Source organism: Hansschlegelia quercus (genome assembly GCF_004310425.1).
Classification (GTDB): domain Bacteria; phylum Pseudomonadota; class Alphaproteobacteria; order Rhizobiales; family Methylopilaceae; genus Methylopila; species Methylopila quercus.
Window position 1 is genome coordinate 232,924 of the sequence record NZ_SIUB01000002.1, and the last position, 22,584, is coordinate 255,507.

The following is a 22,584-nucleotide window of genomic DNA, read 5'->3' on the forward strand; positions in this document are numbered from 1 at the left end:
TCACCTGCGCTCGACGATCGCGCGCGACTTCAGCTGCGCCAGGTAAGCCTTCGACTTGTCCTCGAGTTTCCGCATCGCGGCGTCGTCGTCGGGGGCGCGAAACGCGGTGTCATCATTGATGTTCTTGCGCTCGCAGACCGCGATCATCTCGAACCCGTCGTCTGAACGCTGCGGCTCGCTCAGCGCGCCCACCTTCACCTTGTCGAGGCTGTCGGACAGTTGTTTGCCGAGGGTGGAGCTGGAGCGGATCACCGGCTCCTTGACCGCGACGTCGCGGAGCGCGCTGGCGAACTGGACGGCCCCATCGCAGCCGGGGAAGCGGCCGCGGGCCGCCACCGCTTCGGCGCGCCGCTGGTTCGCCTGCGCGTCCGTCGCGCCTTTGGGCAGCACGAAGACGACAACCCGAAGCGTATACTGCACCGCCTTGTTGCTCGGCTGGGTCGCGCCGGTCGCGACCGGGTCTCGAGCGGACACCTGCGCCGCGTATTTGCGGCGCACCAGCTGCGCCCAGGCCATCTCGGCGGCAATGCGGTCCTTCAGCGTCTGGGCGCTGACGCCGCGCTGGGCGATGGCCTGCGAAAATTGCTCCGGCGTCAGCTTGGTGCGTTGCGCGATGCTCGAGAAGGCCGCGTTGACCTGCGCGGGGTCGGCGGTCATCCCATAGCGCTTCGCTTCGGTGAGCTTGAGCTTTTCGTCGATCAATTCGTCCTGGGCCGCCGCGACGCTGCCGCCCTTGCCGCCGGACTGGAGCTTGAGCAGCGCGAGCCGCGACTGCACTTCGCTGGTCAGGATCGGCTGGCCGTTGACGACAACCGAGATCGACTGCGCGGAAGCGGGCGTCGCCGCAGCGAGGCCGGCTGCGGCAAGAACGATGGTTGCGGACAGGATCCGGAAACGCGCGGAACTCGGCATCGACGCCCCTTGATTCGACCACGCACGGAGCGCGGGGTGCGGCGCTTTTGTCTGCATTCTCCGCCCCGCCGTCAACAGCGGTTAACCGGTCAGTTCGACCCGAACGTGTCCGGATTAACGGAGGAGCGCGAGTTTCGCGACAGGCCGACGGAACCGAGGGTGCGGAAATCCAACTTCACGAGGAACTTGTTGTTCACGTCGGAGACGCGCACCGTGTCCGAGCTGGTGTCGATCTCGCGGATATACGTGAAATTGAACGACAGGCACTGTGCGATGTCGTTCAACCCGAAGCCGACCTGGGTGCGGTCAAAGGCGTCGCGATCGAAATTGTAGCGCGCGCCGCCCTCGACATAGAGGTCCTCGGTCACAAAGACGCGGGCGCCGCCGAGCACGCCTTCGCGGATGTCGTCGTACCCCTGTAGCGCAGCCTTGTCGTAGCGGCCGTACATCAAATTCGCTTGGAAGCGGTCGAACTGAGCCCGCCCCTCGACCTCCGCCATCCGCAGGTCGAAGCCCTTCTCGTCGAGCCGTAGATGGCTCGCGATCGAGAAGAACGAGTTCGGGACGAAGGTGAAGCCGCCGACATAGTCCGACCGCTTCGTGTCGAGGCCTGAATCCGGGCCAATCTGGGTTGGGTCGATCTTGTCGAACGAGTTCTGTCCGAACAGGGCGAAGGACTGACCGACGAGTACGCTGGCGCTCGCGCCGGAATCGGCGGTCACGGTATACTGGCCGCCGACATTGGCGCGGCTGCCGCCTTCGATGCGGTCGTAGCCTGAGAACTTGTTCCACGAGAACAGGGTCGTGTCGTCGAACAGCAGGCTCTGTGCGTCCTCGTTCGGCAGCTTGCCGACATGAGTCTCGTTCGGTCGCAGGATGAGCTGACCGATCGGCTCGATCTGGTGCGTGAAGCCCTGGGCCACCGCGATGAAGGGGTAGCGGTATTCAAGCCCAACGCCGGCCATGCCGCGCGCCACGAGGTCCTGCTCGTTCCGAAGGAACGCCGGCATCGAGGAGTCGTAATCGGGCTTGGTGTAGATCAGGTCGCCGCGCGCGAAAGCGAACGGGGTCCAGACCTGGCCGATCGGGTCGACGAAGCGCCGGCGCCAGTCGATGTCGCCGGAGAGGCGGGAATAGGTGCCCGCGGCCCCAACCAGCGCATTGTCCGGTCTCGGCCGAAAGCGCGTGCGCTCGCGGGCGTAGTCGCTTTCCTCGCGGTAGAGGTTGGTCGCGTTGAAGTCGAGCGACAGCTCGCCGCCGCCGACCGGATCCTCAAACGTGTAGTCATAGTCGACGACCGGCGCGACCCAGGGCTGGCGGTCCTGGCGATCGTAGCGGGTGAGGCCGTAGAAGCGGTATGCCCGCGCTTCGAAGAAGCTGCGATCGCCCTGGCCCTGCAGGTAGAGCGTCGAAACCGCTTCGGGTCCGGTGCCCCACAAATCGTAGTCGCCGCGCACCCACTTGTCCGAGAGCAGGTTGATGTCCCAGCCCCACGACCAGCGCTCGTTGATGTCGAAGTCGCCCTTGGTCGTTAACGCCCAGCGGTTATCGCGGTTGCCGGGGCCGACAGTCAGGCCCTCGTCGTTGCGGCCCGGGCCGACCTTGTCGTTGAAGCGGTCGGAATTGAGCTGGTGGATTCCGGCGGCGCGGATCTCGTAGGCGCCGTCGATCAGCTTCTGGCGATACTCGCCCTTGAGCATCACGCCCTGATGCTGCGTGACGAGCGGCGCGAGCGTCAGGTCCGAGGACGGCGACAGCACCCAATAATACGGCGTCTCGATCCCGTAGCCGACGTCGCTGGATTTCATGAAGCTCGGGCCGAGGACGCCGGTCTTCCGCTTCACGGACGGGTCGGGACTGGAGAAGAACGGCAGCCAGGCGATCGGCTGGCCGAACAGCTCGAAGGTCGCGTCTTCGTAGTAGATCATCTTCTCGTCCTGGCGCCAGATGATGCGCTTGGACTTGATCTGCCACAGCGGGGGCTTCGAAGGATTGTCGCGGCAAGGCTCGCAGGCGGTGTAGGCGGCGCGGTCGAAGATCATGACCTCGCCATTCTCGCGCCGGCCTTTGGCCGCCGCGAAATGGGTGCGCTGCGTGGTCTCGAGGCGGAGAGGTTCGACGAAGCCGTCCCGGAAGTTGTCGGTGACGTCCATCTGGTCGGCGTAGATCACGTCGCCGTTGCGCTCGGTCAACTTGACCTTGCCGATGGCGAGCACGCGGTTCGCCTTCTGGTCGTAGCGCACGCGCTCGGACTGCAGCGTGCGACCGTCGTAATAGATGTCGACACCGCCGACCGCCGTCACGATCTCCTTGTCGTAATCGTAGACGAGCTCCTTGGCCTCCATGAGCATGCGCGCGTTCGGATCGCGCTTGCCGACGTTGGAGGTGTCGATCGGTTTCTGGCCGCCGTAGCCCTTCATCGATGCAGGCTTCGGCGGCACGAGGCTCTGCGCTTGGGCGGACGATGCGAGGGCGATGACCGCCACTGCGAGCAGGGCGGTCGCGACGGCGCGGAACAGGGCGAAGCGGGCCGTCAACTGCGTTCGTCCTCCCTCATCGCAGGGCGCGCGAAAGGTTGGGAGGGCAGGCGAGACGGCGACCGAACGAGGCGCACGCGCAGATCCGGCCGCCCCCGATACGCCGGCGAACCTGCCCGCGACGTAAAGCACGCCCGAGAACGAAACGCCACAACCACGACGCGCGACAAGGCGGGCGGCGGTTCCCTCAATGGCGTCCGGCGTCGTTTGCTGTCGGCTTGTTACTGGCACGAATCTGGCCGCAAACGCGACCTCCACTCAGGGGGGCGCGCCGCCCCCGACTCGCCATGGCCAATTGACGATATTACCTCGCGTCCGCGCAAGCACGGGGCCTCGGCCACGGGGCGCTGGCGGCTGGAACGTGACGGAGCTGTCGTATAAGGGCTACACCGAGCTTACCTGAGCCTTACCCGTCCGCCCAATCGGCGGACGCAGCCGAAATCTCGCAGGAGCCCCAATAGAGATGGCCAAGCACTCCGACGCCCCCGCGCGTCTCAAGATCGCGATCCGGAAGCTTGGCGACGACCTCTCCGGCGTCGTCGTCGTCCTCGCGGGGCCGAACCTCGCTTTCGGACCCGCGACCACGGCGTTTCTGTCGCCAATCGAGACTGCGGTCGGGCGAGCGGCGGCCGCTGAGCGATTTAAGGCCAAGGCCGGATCGGGCTTTACGCTTCTCGCTCCGCTGATTTCGAGCGTCGACCGCGTGATTGTCGTCGGGCGCGGCGACGGCGAAGAGAGGCCGGACTACGTGAAGCTCGGCGGCCAGATCGCGGGCAAGCTGCCGTCCTCGGCGGAGCATGCCACCGTGTTGCTCGATGGGCTGGCCGCGGAGGCGGTCGCCGACATCGCGCTGGGCTTGAGGCTGCGCGCCTACACGTTCGACGCCTACAAGACCAAGAAGAAGGACGAGGATGCCGGCGGTCCGCTCTCCAAGGTCACGCTGGCGGTCTCCGACGAGGCCGCGGCCAAGAAGGCCTGGAAGCTCAAGGAAGGTCTCGCCGAGGGCGTCGAGATCGCCCGCACGCTCGTCAACGAGCCGGCCAACGTTCTGACGCCGAAGGAGTTCGCGGCCCGCGCGGGCGAGCTCTCGAAGCTCGGCGTCGCAGTCGAGGTGATGGGCGACAAGGACCTCAAGAAGGCCGGTTTCGGCGCGCTGCTCGCCGTCGGCCAGGGCTCCGAGCAGGAGAGCCAGGTTGTCATCATGCGCTGGAACGGCGCCAAGGATGAAGACGCGCAGCCCATCGCCTTCGTCGGCAAGGGCGTCGTGTTCGACACCGGCGGCATCTCCATCAAGCCAGGCGGCGGCATGGAGGACATGAAGGGCGATATGGCGGGCGCCGCCTGCGTCGTCGGCCTCATGCATGCGCTGGCCTCACGTAAGGCGAAGGTCAACGTCATCGGCGCCATCGGCTGCGTCGAGAACATGCCGGACGGCAAAGCCTACCGGCCGGGCGACATCATCACCGGCCTGTCCGGGCAGACGATCGAGATCATCAACACCGACGCCGAAGGCCGCCTCGTGCTGGCGGACGTGCTCTGGTATGTGCAGGACCGCTTTAAGCCGAAGTTCATGGTAGACCTTGCGACGCTGACCGGCGCGATCCTCGTCGCGCTCGGCATCGATAACGCCGGCCTGTTCTCGAACGACGATCCGCTTTCAGAAGCGATCTCCAAGGCCGGCAAGTCGACGGGCGAGACCGTCTGGCGGATGCCGCTCGGGCCGGAATACGACAAGCTGATCGATTCCAAGTTCGCGGACATGAAGCAGACCGGCGGCCGCCACGGCGGTTCGATCACGGCGGCGCAGTTCCTCAAGCGCCACGTCAACGGCACGCCCTGGGCGCATCTCGACATAGCCGGCACCGGCATGGGTTCGCCCTCGAGCGACACCAACCGCAGTTGGGGATCGGGTTGGGGCGTGCGCCTGCTCGACCGTTTGGTGAGCGACGCCTACGAAGGTTGAGCGCTTCGCTCACGAACAAAAACCCCGCCACGGCGAGAGCCTGACGGGGTTTTTCGTATCCGGCGCAAAGCCGAGAGATCAGCCGAACAGGTTCATGGCTCGCGGCATGGCCGGCGCGGCCTGGGACGCGCGCTCGTCCTTGGGCGCGCGCTCCTCGCAGCGCTCGCCCAGCCAGTCGATCACCGACTTCAGTCCACAGCCCGAGAACTCGGGCTGAAGAGTGAGGACATAGAGGTTGTCGGCCTCTCCGAGATGCGCCTTCAGCCGGGCGAACAGCGCCCCGTTGCCGTGCTTGGTCTTCACCACGAAGCTTGTCGGAGACAGTTGAACGCTCGGATAGCGCGTGATTTCGGTCGTGACTTCGAATCGGGCTAGCGCCGAGTCGCTTTCGAATGTCACTAGAAACAGATCCACGGTGCGCCTGCCGTCCTGCGTGCCTGATGAGCTCCCACCGAGATACCGTCCGCCGTCAGTTTCTTCAACGAAACCGGCCGCTTCCGACAATTTTATCAAATTAATACTTAATTTCCCGCGGGCTTCGGGCCTCGGCTCTCGGATCAATCTGCCGTGGGCTGACCAACGTCCGGCCGGGGTGACGGCGGCGCGGAGGCGCGGCATTGTTCGGGCATGACCGACGTCCTGTTCTATCACCTGACCCGTCAGCCGCTCGACAAGGCGCTTCCGACGCTGCTCGAAAAGTGCCTGGAGCGGAGCTGGAAGGTCGTGGTGCAGGCGGCCGCGCCCGAGCGGGTCGCGGCGCTAGACGATTCGCTCTGGACCTACTCGGATGAAGGCTTTCTGCCGCACGGCGCGGAGGCCGAGGGCGCCGACGAGACGATCTGGCTGACGACGACGGATCTCAATCCGAACGGAGCCGCGGTACGCGTGCTGGTCGATGGCGCGGCGCCACCAGACCTCGGCGCATACGAGCGCGCGCTCGTGCTGTTCGACGGCCACGACCCGGAGGCGCTCGACGCCGTGCGCGGACAGTGGAAGACGCTGAAGGCCGAGGGGCACGCGGTCACCTACTGGAAGCAGACCGACGAAGGCCGCTGGCAGCGTGAGGCGTGAGACGCCTGCCGACGCAGGCTCCTCAGCATGAGGACCGTTGAGCCAGCCGCAAACCTCCTCATGCTGAGGAGGCCCGAAGGGCCGTCTCGAAGCACGCGCATGCACTAGCCGCTCCCATCCGCGTGATCGCCCTCGCAAGGCTTCGCCGCCGCGCCATTTGGCCGGCCATGGCCATCCTCCGACATCTTCCCGCGATCTTCGCTGTCTGCTTCACGCTTGCGACGCCCGCCTTCGCCGACGACCCGCCCTCAAACGCGCTGCCGGGGCCGGGGACGGCCAAACGCTCCACCGTGACGCCCCAGGATACGCTGACCTACACGGTCGGCGTCGAGGCGGTGCCGCTGGCGGATCCCGAGGGCAAGAAGCTCGCGGATATCGTCGCCACGACCTACGCGATGGACCGCGTCGAGGCGACCAAGCGGCCGATCACCTATGTCTTCAACGGCGGGCCGGGCGCCGCCTCCGCCTGGCTCAATTTCGGCGGCCTCGGGCCCAAGCGCTTCGTCTTCGGCAATCAGGGCTCTGCCCCCTCAGACCTGCCCAAGTTCGAGGACAATCCCGACACCTGGCTCGCCTTCACCGATCTCGTCTTCGTCGATCCGCCGGGCACAGGCTACAGCCGCGCTGTCGGCGCCGATGCCGAGCGGAACTTCTATTCGGTGGAGGGCGACGTCGACGCGCTGTCGCGGGTCATCGCGAAGCATCTCGCGGCGAAGGGTAGGCTCGGCTCTCCCGTCTATCTCGCCGGTGAGAGCTATGGCGGCTTCCGCGCGCCCCGCATCGCCCAGAAGCTTCAGTCGCGCGACGGCGTCGGCGTCGCCGGGATCGTGTCGATCTCGCCAGTGCTCGATTTCGGCATCCGGCAGGATGAAGACATCTCGCCGATCCCGTGGATGAACGGGCTGCCTTCGCTCGTGGCGACCATGCGGGAAAGGGCAGGGCCGATCACGCGCGCCGATCTCGCGGACGCCGAGGCCTACGCGACCGGCTCTTATTTCGCCGACCTCATGAAGGGCCCGCGCGACAAGGCCGCGGTGGATCGCATGTCGGCGGAAGTCGCTCGATTGACCGGCCTCGATCCCGCCTTCGTCCGCCGCCTCGGCGGACGCGTGGACATCCGATCCTTCTCCCGTGAGATCGGGCGCAACGAGGGCAAGGTTGGCTCGCTCTACGACGCCAACGTCACCGCCTTCGACCCTGACCCCAGCGCCGCCCGCTCGGACTTCGACGATCCCGTGCTTGACGGCGCGCAGGCGCCGCTCACCCGCGCGGCCGTCGACTTCTACGGCCGGGAGCTGAACTGGAAGATCGACCGCCGCTACGAGCTCATCAACGGCGACGTGAACCGCAAATGGCGGTGGGGAGAGGGGCAGGGCGCGCCGGAGGCGATCTCGTCGCTGAAGGCCGTGCTGGCGCTCGACCCGAAGGTCAAGGTCATCGTCGCCCACGGCGCGACCGATCTCGTGACGCCCTACATGGAATCCAAGATGGCGCTCGATCAGATCCCGGCCTTCGGCGACCCGGAGCGGGTGAGGCTCAAGATCTATCCGGGCGGCCACATGTTCTACACCCGCGAGGGCTCGCGCGCGGCGTTCCTCAAGGACGTAAAGGCGCTCTACGGCGTGTCCGCCGAGGAGTGAGGCAACTCCGCGTCTTCCGGCAGATCGCCGCGAGGGCGTCTCGGTCGTATCATCGCGTCGCGCGGATCGAGGATGAGCGCTGCGAGGATGCCGAGCGACGCGAAGGCGAGGAAGATCCAGCCCGAGGCGGCTCCGACCGCGACGCCGGCGATCGCCTCGCCGGTGACCGCGCCGAGCGCCGTCATGGCGCCTAGGCCGAGCAGCAGCCCGCCGAGGACCATCTCGATCGCGTCCCGCAAGGTGAAGCCTGCGAGCGAGAACCGCCCGGAGGCCAGGGCGCAGGCGAAGGCGCCAACGATGAACCCGATCAGGATGACGACGTGCTCTGTGAGCGCGAAGCCTGTCATCAACGGCACGACGATGCCACCGACGCCGTCGCTCAGACCGGGCAGGTTCGAAGGGGCCAGACCCGCCATGGTCGCGAGCCAGCGTGCGGCCGTGGCGCATTCCGCGATCAGGCCGAGCGGCTCGCCCGCGGCGTAGCTGGCGGCGACCAGCAGGCCGAGCAGCGCGCCGGCGGAGGTCGCGGGCCACGGCTCGACCATGAGCCGCACGCGCAGGCTTCGCGGGTCCGGCTTTGCGGCCGGCCGACGGCGCCAAAGCAGCACGGCCAGCGCCGCGATGATCGCGAACTGGGCCAAGAGCGAGCCCGCGAAGCCGAGCGTCTCCGGCAGGAAGGGCGCCGGCGCGCCCTCGACCGCGTGTACCCAGGTCCATGGCCACAGCGCCACGCCGCCGACGAAACCCGCGAAGACGGCGAGCAGCGCCGGGACGGCGACGAGCGAGCCTTCGCCGAGGCGGCGGAGATGAACCATCACCCCGCCACGCGCGACGACGGAGCCGACGCCGAACACAAAGGCGGCTGGCGGCAAAATCCAGCTCACCGGTCCGATCCGGGCGTTTGCGGGCGGCGCCCCGGCGCCTATCAGCACGAGCGCGCCGAGCGTCACGATCTGGGCCGCGAACAATGCGGCTAGAAAGCCGAGCAACTGGTTCGAGTCCTTGAGGACCAGGAGATCGCGCCATGCGCGGACCAGCGAGAGTTCGCCGCGCTGGAGCGCGACGCCGAATACGATCCCGGCGACGAGCGGCCACCCGCGATGGCTGAAACGGCCGTCGAGCACGGCGAAGGTTGCGGCTGCGAACGCGGCGGCGATCAGGACGGCGCCCGCAAGTCCGGGCCGGGGGACGGAGAGAGCTTTGAGAAAAAGCGGCCGCGTCACGCGGCGGCGGCCTCTTCAAGATCGGCGCTCGCCGCAAGCCAGGTCGCCTCCGCTTCGTCGAGCGCGGTCTGGAACTCGTCGCGGCGCTTGGCGAGGTCGGCGGCCTTCTTCGGCCGGTCGGCGAAGCCGGCGCCGGCGAGCAGCTCGGCGTCGATCCTCTGGATCGCCTGGGCGCATTCGCTCATCAGCTCTTCGAGCGAGGAAATTTTTTTCTTCAGCGCCCCGACGTCGATGCGCTTCGGCTGGGATTCGGAGCGCATGCCGGTGCCCTTGCCGACCTTCTTGGACTTTCCTGAGCCTTCCGCCGAGAGGATGTACTTGCGGTAGTCGTCGAGGTCGCCCTCGAACGGCTCAACCCCGCCGCCGCCGACGATCCACAGCCGGTCGGCGGTGGCGTCGAGCAGATGCCGGTCATGGCTGACGAGGATCACGGCGCCCGCGAACTCGTTCAGCGCCTGCGCAAGGCTCTCGCGGCTGTCGATGTCGAGATGGTTGGTGGGCTCGTCGAGTATCAGGAGATGGGGGCCGTGGAACACGGCAAGCCCGAAAGCGAGCCGCGCCTTCTCGCCGCCCGACATCTTGGAGACTTTGGTGTTGGCCTTGTCGCCTGAAAAGCCGATCTGGGCGGTCTTGCCCCGCACCGCGGCTTCCGCGGCGTCCGGCATCTTGCGCCGGACATGGTCATAAGCGTTGCCGTCGACGTCGAGGTCCTCGACCTGGTGCTGGGCGAAGAAGCCGACCAGGATCTTTTCGGACTTGTTCACCCGGCCCGACTGCGGCGCCAACCGGTTCGCCAGAAGCTTCGCGAAGGTCGACTTGCCGTTGCCGTTCGAGCCGAGCAGCGCGATGCGGTCGTCCGGATCGATGCGCAGGTTGAGCTTGTGCAGGATGGTGCGGTCGCCATACCCCGCCGAGACGCCGTCGAGCGCGATCAGCGGCGGCGCGAGCTCTTTCTCGGGATCCGGGATCTTGAACGCGACGACGGAGCGCTCGATCACCGCGTTGATCGGCTGCATCTTGGCGAGGCGCTTGACGCGCGACTGGGCCTGCGTGGCCTTCGAGGCCTTGGCCTTGAACCGGGCGATGAAGGCCTCGAGCCGCGCGCGCTCGTCGGCCTGCGCCTTGGCGGCCTTCAGGTCGAGGTTGAGCTTCTCGCGCCGCATCCGGTCGAACGTGTCGTAGTTGCCCTTCCAGACGTTCAGCTTGCCGTTCTCGAAATGCAGGATGTGATCGACAGAGGCGTTCAGCAGGTCGCGGTCATGGCTGATGACGAGCGTCGTGCGGGGATACTTGGCGAGATAATCCTGCAGCCAAAGCGTGCCTTCGAGATCGAGATGGTTCGTGGGTTCGTCGAGCAGCAGCAGGTCGGGCTCGGAGAACAGAACGGCCGCAAGCGCCACGCGCATGCGCCAGCCGCCGGAGAAATCCGAACAGGGGCGCAGCTGGGCTTCGGCGTCGAAGCCGAGACCCGACAGGATGCGCGCCGCGCGCGCCGGAGCTTCGTAAGCGTCGATGTCCATCAGGCGCGTCACAATGTCGGAGATGCGCTCCGGGTCGGTCGCGGTCTCCGACTCCGCCATCAGCGCCGAACGCTCCTTGTCGGCCGCAAGCACCACGTCGATCAGCGGCTCGGGACCGGACGGGGCCTCCTGCGCGACGCGGCCCAGTCGTAGATTCTTCGGCAGGCTGACCGAGCCGTCGTCGGGCGCGAGATCGCCCGCGATCAGCTTGAACAGAGTGGTCTTGCCCGTGCCGTTGCGGCCCACGACGCCGACTCGGGCGCCCTCCGGCAGGAACGCGGCCGCATTGTCGAGCAGCACGCGGCCCGCGACGCGGCATGTGAGGTCGGAGATCTGGATCATGGCGCGGCTGTTTTGCCGCGTGCGTTGCGGCGCCGCAAGAGGCTCAAGGGCATTGCGGCCATGATTACGCCTGGAGTGTCGCTCCGCCGACGCGGCGCGCGCGGCCGCCCGCCTGCGCGGAACTCGGGCGCCGCGCGCAGAGCGTGTTGCGCCGCAGCGTTCGCCCTTCGGCCGATGGACGCTGCCCAAGCGCCTATCGTACGAACGCTTCAGGTTCTCACGCAGCGATCCTTCCGGCTCGCAGCTTCCTCGTCCAGAAGCGGTCTTTCCGAATGTTCAAGAAGATCCTGATCGCCAATCGCGGCGAGATCGCCTGCCGCGTCATCAAGACCGCGAGGCGGATGGGGATTAAGACCGTTGCGGTCTACTCGGACGCCGATAAGGACGCTCTGCACGTCGAGATGGCCGACGAGGCGGTGCATATCGGGCCGCCGGCCGCGGCGCAGTCCTACCTCCTGATCGACAAGATCGTCGACGCCTGCAAGCAGACCGGCGCGGAAGCGGTGCACCCAGGCTACGGCTTCCTCTCGGAGCGCGCGGCGTTTCCCGAGGCCCTGGCGGCGGCCGGCATCGTCTTCATCGGCCCGAACCCCGCCGCGATCGAGGCGATGGGCGACAAGATCGAGTCAAAGAAGGCGGCGGCGAAGGCCAATGTCTCGACCGTCCCGGGCAATCTCGGCGTCATCGAATCCACCGAGGACGCGGTCCGGGTCGCGACCGAGATCGGCTTTCCCGTGATGATCAAGGCGTCAGCCGGCGGCGGCGGCAAGGGCATGCGCATCGCCTATTCGGCGGAGGACGTGGCGGAGGGCTTCCGCGCCTCGAAGTCGGAGGCGAAGTCCTCCTTCGGCGACGACCGCGTGTTCATCGAGAAGTTCATCGTCAATCCGCGCCACGTCGAGATCCAGCTGCTCGGCGACAAGCACGGCAACGTCATTTATCTCGGCGAGCGCGAATGCTCGATCCAGCGCCGCAACCAGAAGGTCGTCGAGGAGGCGCCGTCGCCGCTGCTCGACGAAGCCACGCGCCGGGCCATGGGCGAGCAGTCCGTCGCGCTCGCCAAGGCCGTGGGCTACGACAGCGCCGGCACGGTCGAGTTCGTCGCCGGGCAGGACAAGTCGTTCTACTTTCTCGAGATGAACACCCGCCTGCAGGTGGAGCACCCCGTCACTGAGCTGATCACCGGCATCGACCTCGTCGAGCAGATGATCCGGGTAGCCTATGGCGAGACGCTCTCGATCCGCCAGGAAGACGTGAAGCTCACCGGCTGGGCCGTGGAGAGCCGCGTCTACGCCGAAGACCCCTACCGCAACTTCCTGCCCTCGATCGGCCGCCTCACGGCGTATCGGCCTCCGGCGGAATCGACCGAGAACGGCATCACCGTCCGCAACGATACCGGCGTAACCGAGGGCGGCGAGATCTCGCTGTACTACGACCCGATGATCGCGAAGCTCGTGACCCACGGGCCGGACCGGCTGTCGGCGATCGACGCGCAGGCGGCCGCCCTCGACGCCTTCGGCATCGACGGCATCCAGCACAACATCCCCTTCCTCACCGCGCTGATGGAGCATCCGCGCTGGCGCGAAGGCCGTCTCTCGACCGGCTTCATCGCCGAGGAGTTTCCCGACGGCTTCGCGCCCCGCAAGGCGGACGGCGAGATCGCCGAGACGCTGGTCGCGATCGCGGCCCAGATCGACTGGCTGACGCAGGAGCGCCGCCGGTCGATCTCCCACCAGCTACGCAAGGGCGCCGCCACCAAGGAGCGGCTGCGCACCGTGCTGCTCGACGGCGTGGGGACCAAGGTCGAGACCAGCCTCGACGGCGACACGGTGATCGTCCGCACGCTCGGCGATTCCGGCAAGGAGATCGCGTCGCGCCGGGTCGACACGAAATGGCGGCCGGGCGAGCCCGTCTGGTCCGGCAAAATCGACGGCAGGACGATCTCCGCCCAGGTCCGCAAGCGGCGCGACGCCTATGGCTACGACATCGCTCACCGCGGCGTCGCGGTGTACGCCCGCGTCCATGGCGAGCGCATCGCCGAGCTGTTCGCGATGATGCCGGAGAAGCAGATCGCGGATACCTCCAAGCAGTTGCTCTGCCCGATGCCGGGCCTCGTGGTTTCGCTCGCGGTCGAGGTTGGTCAGGAGGTCAAGGCCGGCGAGACGCTCGCCGTCGTCGAGGCCATGAAGATGGAAAACGTGCTTCGCGCGGAACGCGACGGGACGGTCGAGACCATCCACGTGAAGGCCGGCGACAGCCTTGCGGTCGACGCGGTGATTTTGGAGTTCGCGTAATAGGGGACTTAGACTTCACCACAATGCTGGTTGGAGCGCTTTATCAGGAAGGTGGCGAAGCGCGCACCAATAGCTCTGAGCTGGTAGTAGGCATCCTCAGTGAGGTCTTCGCTTTCCTTGAGTGGAGGGTTCTCGATCCACAGGCGCTCATCCCAGTCTAGCTCAGCGAGGTCTCGTGTTTGCCCATACTGATTATTTTGGAAAAAGACACCGGAGACGTTGTAGTGAAAACGTCGAAGGTGCCTGATCGTATCTATTATTTCTGTTGTGTTTGATGTTTGGGCATGAAAGCTCAGTATCGCGATGTCAGATGGATGAAAATTGTTCCGAAAAAACGTAGATGCGGTGGTGTTTTGCTCATCGAAGCTCCGCCCCATCATGAATATGTGTCTAGCTGACGATGGCATTGAAGTGTTTGAGATTTTGTAATTCTGGTTACTGTCGAAGCGGCTGAACTTATCAATGCTACAGAGGCGAAGAGCCAGTTCCTTCTGTATTGTCGTTTTTCCAACCGCGTTATTACCGATAAGAACGTACGCCCAATACTTGAACATGCGGAGGCTCCTGAGAAGCTCTAAGGATGAAGCATCGTTGGTCATTTCGCAGAAGAAATGCAGCCGATTCCAGCATCAATGGATGAGCAGATCAAATATGACCGAAACCGTCGAACGCTTCATCGTCACGGGCATCGTCCAGGGCGTCTTCTACCGCAAATGGACGAAGGCGACCGCGGATGGGCTGGGCCTGCGCGGCTTTGTCCGCAACCGCTCAGACGGCTCGGTCGAAGCGGTGCTGGCGGGCGATCAGTCGCGGCTCGACGCCTTTGCGGAAGCCGCCCGCGCCGGGCCGGACGCTGCGGCTGTCGAGAGCGTCGCGCGGTCGCCCGCCGACAGGTCTGACGTCGACGGCTACGAGCGCGCCGAGATCGCCGACGACGCCTGACCCGTCAAAGCGCGCAGGGTCGCCCTCTGTCGAACGTGAAATGATCGTTCGATAAATTTGGGGGTCCCATCGATGCTGAAAACACTGACCGTCGCGCTCGTTGCGGCGCTTCCGATTTCTACGGCCTCCGTCGCGATGGCCGCGCCCGCGGCGTCCCCTTCAGGGCTCCACGCGACGACGATCCAACTCGTCGACCTTCGCCGCGATAATCATCGAAACGACAAGCGCCATGTCGACCGCAGCCCATCGCACCGCTTCACGCCGGGACAGCGTTATCGCAGCGCTCCGCGTGGCTGGCGCAGCTACCGCGGCCGGCCGGGCGATTGGCGCACCCGCGGCTGCATTCTGGTCGGTCCGCTCTGGTTCTGCCCGTAACAGCTCTTCAGGACGGCGGCATAAGCCGCCGTCCTCCTGTCCGTCTCGCGCAAGGCGGATGACGGCGTCCTTCCGCGGCGCCATGGTCCGCTTATGCAATGGACCGATGACGGGCTGATCCTGGGGGTGCGCCGGCAGGGCGAGACCTCCGTGGTGCTCGAGCTTTTTACGCGCGACCATGGGCGACATCTCGGCCTTGTGCGCGGCGGGCGCTCGCGCAAGCTGCGGCCGACGCTGCAGCCCGGTAACACCGTGCGAGCCGAATGGCGGGCGCGGCTCGACGACCATCTCGGCGCCTACACGGTCGAACCGATCGAGACGCGCGCTGGCCGCCTGATGGAGCGCGCCGACGCGCTCCACGGCGTCGGCCACCTTGCGCATCTGCTGCGCCTGCTCGCAGAGCGGGACCCGCACGAGGCGCTCTACGCAGCCGCCGAGATCGTCGCCGACCATCTGCACGATCCTGAAACGGCGCCCGCACTGATCGTGCGGCTGGAACTCGAAATCCTGTCCGAGCTCGGCTTCGGCCTCGATCTCTCGCAATGCGCGGCGACGGGCGAGACCGAAGACCTGATCTACGTCTCGCCGAAGACGGGTAGGGCGGTCGGCCGTGAGGCGGGCGCGCCTTACGCGGAAAAACTGTTCGCTCTGCCGCCCTTTCTCGTCGCGCGCGGCGCCAACGCCTCGCCGACTGCGGCCGACGTCGCCGCCGGTTTCGCGCTCACCGGCCACTTCCTCAACATGAGGGTGTGGGAGCCACGGGGCCTGAGGCCGCCGGACTCACGCGCGGCGTACCTCGCCACGACATCGCGTAAATAATACGCCATCGGTACTCGACTCGCTCTACACGGGAAGCTCTATGAGCAAGTTCTGGCTCTCCCGTAGAAATCGCCGCAATATGCCATTTAAGATCAGCGCAGGTTAGATCTTTTTGGTAGCTATCTCGCTGATTTAGATTTTCATATCTGAATGCTAGATCGTTTTGCGGGGAAAAATGGCGATTATAGAGACTAGCCGGAGAGGAGTTTCGAGAGAGATCACCATAAACATCGTCGTTGGCTTAGTCGTGGCGATAGTATCCGGCATCATTATATGGGCGGCGACACGAGAGGATGGATGGTTTAGTGGGAAGGAAAAACTAACATATAGAGCAAATTATATTGAGGGGTTTCAATCAATATCTAAACGATATGGTTTTTTGGAAGTCGTACTGAGGAATAGCGGACGAAAAACGTCTCCTACATCTAGAATATTTATAAAATTTTCAGACGGAACTACGATTATTGAACGAAAGGCAAATTTGTCGTCAGGGCTTCCTGTCACGGAGACTGATGACAAAAGCAAAGGAGCAGTCATAGACTTTGTAGCCCCGATCTTAGCGGCGGGAGAAGAATTTACGACATCTATTCTGTTCGAAGGCGCGCAGTCTGTACGCCCCGAAATTGTGGTAAAGAACGATAACGGATTAGCGGAGGAGAATAATTCAAAGGAAAATAAGTCAATATCTATGCTAACAATAGTTCCTATTGTTATGGCGCTGGTGTGCGTTATATTAACATACATCTTTCTCGCGAATGTTGTCAGAAAAAAGCTTTTTGTTCAGCAATCTTTAAACAACACGGCTTTTCTTTTCTTACAAAAAAAGATGGTAAATGAAGCGGTTGACCTGCTCCGCAACGAACTTCTGAGGTCGGGTTTTTCGCAGTATGAGCTAGCAAACTACGCGCTTGCTCTTGGTTTGTCTGGTGACCATTCTTCTTCAGAAAGAATGTTTCAACTCGCCGAGTGGTGGGCGTTTAAGGGGCATGCTAAGGCCGTTGTGCTGTATAACAAAGCGACGCTGATGATAGCTCAAGGTAATGCTGAGGATGCGAGACCCCTCGTGACTGCAGCCTTGCGCATAAGTCGACGACCAATCTTAGAATACATGGAGATCAGCGACTACATGAAGGATGCAGGTTTCAAAGAAGCAGATTTCTGACCAAGCGAGATTGAAAGATGGTGCCGTAAGCGTCTTGCTGCGAATCGGCTCCCGGCCTAACCCTTCGCGACATGAACGACCTCGCCCCGCCGCCGGAAGACGGTGTCCTTCCCGTCGAGCTCAGGGCGGCGCTGGAAGAGCGCTATCTCGCCTACGCGCTCTCGACGATCACGCAGCGCGCGCTGCCTGACGTGCGGGACGGGCTCAAGCCCGTGCATCGCCGCGTGCTGTGGGCGATGCGGGAGCTCAAGCTCGACCCCGGCGCGGCGTTCAAGAAATGCGCCCGTGTGGTCGGCGACGTCATCGGCAAGTACCACCCGCACGGCGACCAGTCGGTCTACGACGCGCTCGTCAGGCTGGCGCAGGACTTCGCGCAGCGCTGGCCGTTGGTCGAGGGGCAGGGCAATTTCGGCAATGTCGACGGCGATAACGCCGCGGCGATGCGATACACTGAGGCGCGGCTGACCGAGGTTGCCCGCCTGCTGCTCGACGGGCTCGACGAGGACGCGGTCGACTTCCGCCCGACCTATGACGGCTCGGAAGAAGAGCCGATCGTGCTCCCCGGCGCCTTCCCGAACCTGCTCGCGAACGGGTCCCAGGGCATCGCGGTCGGCATGGCGACCGCGATCCCGCCGCACAACGTTGCGGAACTGGTCGCCGCAGCAAAGGCGCTGCTCGCCGATCCCGCTATCGAACCCGACGCGCTGCTGGAGCACGTGCAGGGCCCTGACTTCCCGACCGGCGGCGTCGTCATCGACGGGCCGACGAGCATCGCCGACGCCTACCGCACCGGCCGCGGCGCCTTCCGCACCCGCGCGCGCTGGGCGGTCGAGGACCTTGGCCGCGGGACATGGGTCGCAGTCGTCACTGAAATTCCGTGGCTCGTGCCGAAGAGCCGGCTGGTTGAGCGCATCGCGGAACTGATCAACGAGCGCAAGCTGCCGCTCGTCGTCGACGTGCGCGACGAGTCGACCGAGGACATCCGCCTCGTGCTGGAGCCGCGGGCGCGCAACGTCGACCCTGTGGTCATGATGGAATCGGTCTTCCGCCTGACCGAGCTCGAGACCCGCATCCCGCTCAACATGAACGTGCTGGCGCGCGGCACGACGCCCGTCGTCATGGGGCTGAAGGAGGCTCTGCGGCACTGGCTCGACCACCGCCGCGAGGTCATTCAGCGCCGCGCGCGGCACAGGCTCGACGCCATCGTCCGGCGGCTAGAGATTCTTGACGGACTGCTGATCGCCTATCTCAACATCGACGAGGTGATCCGCATCGTCCGCGCCGCCGACGATCCGAAGGCGGATCTGATCGCGGCCTTCGCGCTGACCGAGCTGCAGGCCGACTCCATCCTCAACATGAGGCTGCGTTCGCTCGCGAAGCTCGAGGAAATCGAGATCCGCCGCGAGCATGACAAGCTGTCCAAGGAGGGCGATGATCTCCGCGGCCTGCTCGGCTCTGAGGCTCGCCAGTGGCGGCGGGTGGACAAGGAGCTCGACGGCCTCGCGAAGAGCTTTGGGCCGGACACCGCGCTCGGCAAGCGCCGCACCACCTTCGCGACGGCGCCGGCTTCGACGGCCTCCGACATCGCCGACGCCTTCGTCGAGCGCGAACCGGTGACGGTCGTGGTCTCCGAGAAGGGCTGGATCCGCGCGCTGAAGGGCCACGTCGCCGACCTCTCGACGCTGACTTTCAAAGCCGACGACCGCTTGATGCTGTCGCTCAAGACCGAGACCACCGCCAAGCTCGTGGTGATCACGTCGAACGGCAAAGCCTACACGGTCGACGCTTCCAAGCTGCCCGGCGGTCGCGGCGCAGGGGAGCCGGTGCGGCTGATGGTCGACATCGACGAGGGCGCGGAGATCGTCGACGTCTTCGTCCACCGCGCCGGCGCCAAGCGCCTCGTGGTGACGACCGCGTCGCGCGGTTTCATCGTCGCGGAAGACCAGTTGCTGACCTCGACCCGCAAGGGGCGGCAGGTCGTGAACCTCGACGGCGCGCGGGTGCTGAAGTTCACGGAGGCAGACGGCGACACGGTCGCGATCGTGGGACAGAACCGCAAGCTGCTGCTGTTCCCGCTCTCCCAGATCGCCGAGATGGCCCGCGGCGCCGGCGTGCGCCTGCAGCGCTACAAGGACGGCGAGGTCTCGGACGCCAAGGTGTTCTCGCTTAGCGAGGGGCTGAGCTTCACCACCAATGGCGGCGTGGCGCGGCGCGTGTTGGGCGACGAGCTCCGCGACTGGATCGGCAATCGCGCCGAAGCCGGCAGGCTGCCGCCGCACGGCTTCCCGAAGTCTAATAAGTTGGGAATTTAATTATTCGGCTAATCCCAGACTACGCGGGCGCCAAACCTTCTATCCGCAATGAATATCAAGAGACAGCCTCGGCTCGTTTTCCTGATCCGGAGCAACAAATCGTATTTCACTTCCCCGTCCGCTTGATCTAACCAAACCAAAGCGACCTAAGTATTTCAATTCAGAATAGTACCGAGAAACAGGCGGCGTCGCCGGTATTGCGCCGCTCCGTTGATCTCTTTCCACATATCGGAATAAATGGGTGAAGCCGGGGTCAATCTTATCCCTGTCAATTATTGCAGACTGCGCCAACCGCTTACCGAGTTCACTGTGCTGCGGGATGTCCGCAGGATCGCAGGAGGACTTCATCGCGCCAGACGAACGATCAAGCACAAATAGCCGATAGACGGTGCCGAAGTAATAAGTGTTTTTTTCTTTTGACCGGTATACGGAGAGGCCAGAATTATAAGGTCTTTTCCAAATCGAAAGCCATTCGCTGGACGGACCAAAAAGATAGCCGTCGCCCGTCAGGCGAAATTTCTCATCCGTTCCCAATCCCCAAGAGATGGCGAACGAGAGGCTGAGACCGTTGTTCTCAAGGCGGACGGACTTGGAGCGTGTCATCAGAAGGCCCCACGCGACATAGCTTGCTACAACGACGGCAAGACTCGTCAAAACGAGGCGTCGCATGTGCGGTATTACTCTCCTTCGCGCAACTGCCACCCCGTCGGCGCCAAGAACTCCTGCGGCCGGAAGCGGCGCTTGTAGTGCATCTTGGGCGATCCCTCGACCCAGTAGCCGAGGTAGAGATACGGCAGCCCCAGTTTCTTGGCGCGCGCGACGTGGTCGAGGATCACATGGGTGCCGAGCCCGCGATCGCGCTGCTCGGGGTCGTAGAACGAATAGACCAGCGACAGTCCGTCGGAGAGCCGGTCGACCAGCGCGACCGCGAGCAGCGGCCCGGCGCCGCGGCCGTTGATCGCGGTGTCCGGCCCGCGCCGGCGATACTCGACAAGGCCGGTTCGGACATGGCTGTCCTCGACCATCGTGGCGTAGTCGAGCACGGTCATGTCGACCATGCCGCCGTCGGAATGACGGTGGTCGAGATAGGCGCGGAACAGCGAATATTGCTCGGAGGTCGGGGCGAGGCCGATCTCGGCGCCGACGAGGTCGCGGTTCTGCGCGCGGTTGCGGCGGAAGGCCTTCGTCCAGACGAAGTCGTCGACGCAGACGCGCACCGAAACGCAGGCGCGGCAGCCCTCGCAGGCCGGGCGATAGGCGATGGTCTGGCTGCGCCGGAAGCCGCCATGCGTCAGCAGATCGTTGAGCGGGGCCGCCTGCTCGCCGACGAGATGGGTAAAGACCTTCCGCTCGAACTGCCCCTTCAGATAGGGGCAGGGCGAAGGGGCGGTCAGGTAGAACTGAGGCGTATCACGCGAATGAGCGGTCAAGTCTCGTCAACCTCGCGGACGCGCCGCGCTCCCGCTGGAGCGGCGTGTCCGCGATCAGGATAACAGCGGCTCTGCGGTCCGGCCAAGCGGCTTGATGGGCTCGGCCTCGTTCAGCGCCGACCCTCGAGCGTCCCGCGATCCACAAACAGCACGCCGAGCGCGAGGTCGTGCAGCAGCTGTTTGCGGCGCGTGAACAGGCCGAAGATGAGGATCAGCGGCGTCAGGAACGAAATCGAGAGATAGAGCAGTACGACATGGGCGGCTGCGATCGCGAAGCCCGGCCGTTCGCCGCTCCAGGCGCGGGCGGTCAAGCCCGTCAACCGCATGCCCCAGGTCGCGGCCCGATCTCCGCCAAGCGTCGCGCCGGAATAGAGAATCGCGACCGCAGGGAACACGCCGCCAAACAGCAGCCAGGCGAGGCCGAACGTCAGGAAGCCCAGCATCACGATGAATACGCTGGCGATGGCCGTCAGCGTCAGCACCACGCAGAAGTCCACGCAGAACGCCAGCACGCGCCGGCCAAGCACGCCATCGTAGAGCCGTGGCTCGTTGAGCGGGTCGACCAGCGATCCGGACGAGATCGCGGCGGGATAAAGCGGGGAAGCGGTCATCGTCGCGTCGGGCTCCGAAGGGGTCTGCGCGTAACTGCGGCGCTCGCATAGCAAGAAAATGGTGACCGCCCTGACGCCGCGCAAGCGGGCGCTCGTCAGGCCAAGCCTGGCATGCCAGACTTCCGCCAAACCAAAAACGACGAAGGAACGCCCATGACAGCTCGCATCCATGATCTCACGTTGGCCGACGGGCGTCGGCTCAGTCCATGGTGCTGGGCGGCGAAGCTCGCGCTTGCGCATAAGGACGTGGCGTTCGAGACGATCCCGACCCGCTTCATCGACATCCCGAAGATCGAGGGCGGCTTCAAGACCGTGCCGGTGGTCGATCTCGGCGAGGCGACGGTTGGCGACTCGTTCGAGCTCGCGCTGAAACTGGAGACTGACTACCCCGATCGCCCGCCGCTCTTCGCGGGCGAGGGCGGCGTCGCGCTGTCGCGCTTCGTGCAGGCCCAGGCGTCCTTCCTGCTCGGCAAGATGTCGCGCGCGATGGTGCTCGCGATCCATGACGGGCTCGACGAGGAGACGCAGGGCTACTTCCGGACGTCGCGGGAGAAGATGTTCAAAGCGACGCTCGAGGAGGTCGCGGCGGAGCCCGAGAAGAACATCGCGGCGGTCAAGGACGCGCTGACGCCGATCCGCATACTTCTTCGCTCGCAGCCTTTTCTCGGAGGCGAGACGCCGCTCTTCGCCGACCTCATGGTCGCCGGTCTCTTCCAGTGGGCCCGTGTCGTCGGCGCGGTGGATTATCTCGCGGGCGAAGATCGGCTGGCGGAGTGGTTCGCCAGGCTGGAGGCGCGCTACGGCGAGACGCTGGCGCGCACGAACGGCTGACGCGTCGTCACGGTTCGCCGCTCGTCTCAGGTCGTCAGACCCGCTTCGCGCTGATAGTTGACGAGGTCGAGCGATGGCGCGGCGTCACGGCCGCCGAAACGCGTCAGCATCGCGTGCGCCTGCCCGCGGTGATGCGTGTGGTGGTTGAACATGTGGGCGAGCGCGGAGCCGAGCGGCTGCTCGATGATGTCGGGCGCCGCCATCCTGGCGTAGCGGAGCGGACCGGCGAGCCGTTCGGTCGTCAGTCGGGCGACCCAGTCGGAGATGCGGCGGTCCTCTGCGGCGCGCGCTTCGGACAAGGACAGGACGTCGTCGTGCAGGATGGCGTCGAGCCTGTCGGGCGCGTCACCCTCGCCGGTGAAGCGCCGCATCCAGATGCGATCGGTCACGAGCAGGTGGTTCAAGGTTCCGCACAGCGAGCCGAAGAAGGCGCCGGCGTCGGCGTGGAATGTCCCGCCTGGCGCGGCCAGGACAGCCGCGTAGATTCTTTCGTTCGCCCAGGCGTTGTAGCCGGCGAGCATGACCCAGTGATCGTGCATCGATGCGTCTCCGCGACCTGCATCGCCGCGCCGCGACGAAGGGTCAAGCCGACTGCGCGGA

General features: G+C 65.1%; 20 protein-coding genes. 10 read left to right on the top strand and 10 right to left on the bottom strand.

Annotated elements, in window-relative coordinates; all coding sequences use genetic code 11:
* Positions 1-912, bottom strand: a complete 912-nt coding sequence (locus EYR15_RS05160; protein WP_131001829.1) for a SurA N-terminal domain-containing protein — start codon at positions 910-912, stop codon at positions 1-3.
* Between the two features lie 89 nt (positions 913-1,001).
* A complete protein-coding gene (locus EYR15_RS05165) occupies positions 1,002-3,449 on the bottom strand; it encodes an LPS-assembly protein LptD (protein ID WP_245498160.1) in 2,448 nt (815 codons plus the stop codon).
* A gap of 463 nt (positions 3,450-3,912) precedes the next feature.
* On the opposite strand from EYR15_RS05165, the gene EYR15_RS05170 reads away from it, so the two are divergent.
* Entirely contained in the window at positions 3,913-5,412 is a 1,500-nt protein-coding gene (locus tag EYR15_RS05170; RefSeq protein WP_131001830.1) for a leucyl aminopeptidase, read from the top strand.
* 78 nt (positions 5,413-5,490) lie between these two features.
* Here the strand turns inward: EYR15_RS05170 and EYR15_RS05175 are convergent, their stop codons facing one another.
* A complete protein-coding gene (locus EYR15_RS05175; RefSeq protein WP_131001831.1) occupies positions 5,491-5,811 on the bottom strand; it encodes a hypothetical protein in 321 nt (106 codons plus the stop codon).
* 228 nt (positions 5,812-6,039) lie between these two features.
* Here EYR15_RS05175 and EYR15_RS05180 point away from each other — a divergent pair, with 228 nt between their 5' ends.
* Positions 6,040-6,483: a DNA polymerase III subunit chi gene (locus EYR15_RS05180; protein WP_131001832.1), complete on the top strand. Its 444-nt coding sequence runs from the start codon at positions 6,040-6,042 to the stop codon at positions 6,481-6,483.
* A gap of 167 nt (positions 6,484-6,650) precedes the next feature.
* A complete protein-coding gene (locus EYR15_RS05185; protein WP_131001833.1) occupies positions 6,651-8,123 on the top strand; it encodes a S10 family peptidase in 1,473 nt (490 codons plus the stop codon).
* Here the strand turns inward: EYR15_RS05185 and EYR15_RS05190 are convergent.
* Both EYR15_RS05190 and EYR15_RS05195 read right to left on the bottom strand, forming a co-directional pair.
* Positions 8,099-9,346 (bottom strand): YeeE/YedE thiosulfate transporter family protein, encoded by a 1,248-nt coding sequence (locus tag EYR15_RS05190; protein ID WP_131001834.1) that lies wholly within the window; start codon positions 9,344-9,346, stop codon positions 8,099-8,101. The genes EYR15_RS05185 and EYR15_RS05190 overlap by 25 nt on opposite strands.
* Complete coding sequence (locus EYR15_RS05195) at positions 9,343-11,208, bottom strand: ABC-F family ATP-binding cassette domain-containing protein (RefSeq protein WP_131001835.1); 1,866 nt, start codon at positions 11,206-11,208, stop codon at positions 9,343-9,345. The genes EYR15_RS05190 and EYR15_RS05195 overlap by 4 nt, the downstream gene beginning before the upstream one ends.
* Positions 11,209-11,480: 272 nt before the next feature.
* On the opposite strand from EYR15_RS05195, the gene EYR15_RS05200 reads away from it, so the two are divergent.
* Positions 11,481-13,502, top strand: a complete 2,022-nt coding sequence (locus EYR15_RS05200) for an acetyl-CoA carboxylase biotin carboxylase subunit (RefSeq protein WP_131001836.1) — start codon at positions 11,481-11,483, stop codon at positions 13,500-13,502.
* 8 nt (positions 13,503-13,510) lie between these two features.
* On the opposite strand, the gene EYR15_RS05205 is transcribed toward EYR15_RS05200, so the two are convergent.
* The gene (locus EYR15_RS05205) at positions 13,511-14,056 is read right to left on the bottom strand and encodes a hypothetical protein (protein ID WP_131001837.1); all 546 of its coding nucleotides are present in this window, start codon (positions 14,054-14,056) and stop codon (positions 13,511-13,513) included.
* Positions 14,057-14,153: 97 nt separating this feature from the next.
* On the opposite strand from EYR15_RS05205, the gene EYR15_RS05210 reads away from it, so the two are divergent.
* From EYR15_RS05210 to parC, 5 genes are all read left to right on the top strand, one after another.
* Positions 14,154-14,444 (top strand): acylphosphatase, encoded by a 291-nt coding sequence (locus tag EYR15_RS05210; protein ID WP_131001838.1) that lies wholly within the window; start codon positions 14,154-14,156, stop codon positions 14,442-14,444.
* Positions 14,445-14,516: 72 nt separating this feature from the next.
* Positions 14,517-14,819, top strand: coding sequence for a hypothetical protein (locus tag EYR15_RS05215; RefSeq protein WP_131001839.1), 303 nt, complete (start codon positions 14,517-14,519; stop codon positions 14,817-14,819).
* Positions 14,820-14,912: 93 nt separating this feature from the next.
* On the top strand, positions 14,913-15,638 hold the full coding sequence (gene recO / locus EYR15_RS05220; protein ID WP_131001840.1) for a DNA repair protein RecO: 726 nt from the start codon (positions 14,913-14,915) through the stop codon (positions 15,636-15,638).
* Between the two features lie 175 nt (positions 15,639-15,813).
* Complete coding sequence (locus EYR15_RS05225) at positions 15,814-16,800, top strand: tetratricopeptide repeat protein (protein WP_131001841.1); 987 nt, start codon at positions 15,814-15,816, stop codon at positions 16,798-16,800.
* A gap of 71 nt (positions 16,801-16,871) precedes the next feature.
* A complete protein-coding gene (gene parC / locus EYR15_RS05230) occupies positions 16,872-19,112 on the top strand; it encodes a DNA topoisomerase IV subunit A (RefSeq protein WP_131001842.1) in 2,241 nt (746 codons plus the stop codon).
* 39 nt (positions 19,113-19,151) lie between these two features.
* Here the strand turns inward: parC and EYR15_RS05235 are convergent, their stop codons facing one another.
* From EYR15_RS05235 to EYR15_RS05245, 3 genes are all read right to left on the bottom strand, one after another.
* Entirely contained in the window at positions 19,152-19,781 is a 630-nt protein-coding gene (locus EYR15_RS05235) for a hypothetical protein (RefSeq protein WP_131001843.1), read from the bottom strand.
* A gap of 8 nt (positions 19,782-19,789) precedes the next feature.
* A complete protein-coding gene (locus tag EYR15_RS05240) occupies positions 19,790-20,542 on the bottom strand; it encodes an arginyltransferase (RefSeq protein ID WP_131001844.1) in 753 nt (250 codons plus the stop codon).
* 110 nt (positions 20,543-20,652) lie between these two features.
* On the bottom strand, positions 20,653-21,153 hold the full coding sequence (locus tag EYR15_RS05245; RefSeq protein ID WP_131001845.1) for an RDD family protein: 501 nt from the start codon (positions 21,151-21,153) through the stop codon (positions 20,653-20,655).
* A 153-nt stretch (positions 21,154-21,306) separates the two neighbouring features.
* Between EYR15_RS05245 and EYR15_RS05250 the strand changes: the two genes are divergently transcribed.
* A complete protein-coding gene (locus tag EYR15_RS05250; RefSeq protein WP_245498161.1) occupies positions 21,307-21,984 on the top strand; it encodes a glutathione S-transferase C-terminal domain-containing protein in 678 nt (225 codons plus the stop codon).
* A 26-nt stretch (positions 21,985-22,010) separates the two neighbouring features.
* Here the strand turns inward: EYR15_RS05250 and EYR15_RS05255 are convergent, their stop codons facing one another.
* The gene (locus EYR15_RS05255; protein WP_131001846.1) at positions 22,011-22,523 is read right to left on the bottom strand and encodes a DinB family protein; all 513 of its coding nucleotides are present in this window, start codon (positions 22,521-22,523) and stop codon (positions 22,011-22,013) included.
* Positions 22,524-22,584 lie beyond the last annotated feature (61 nt).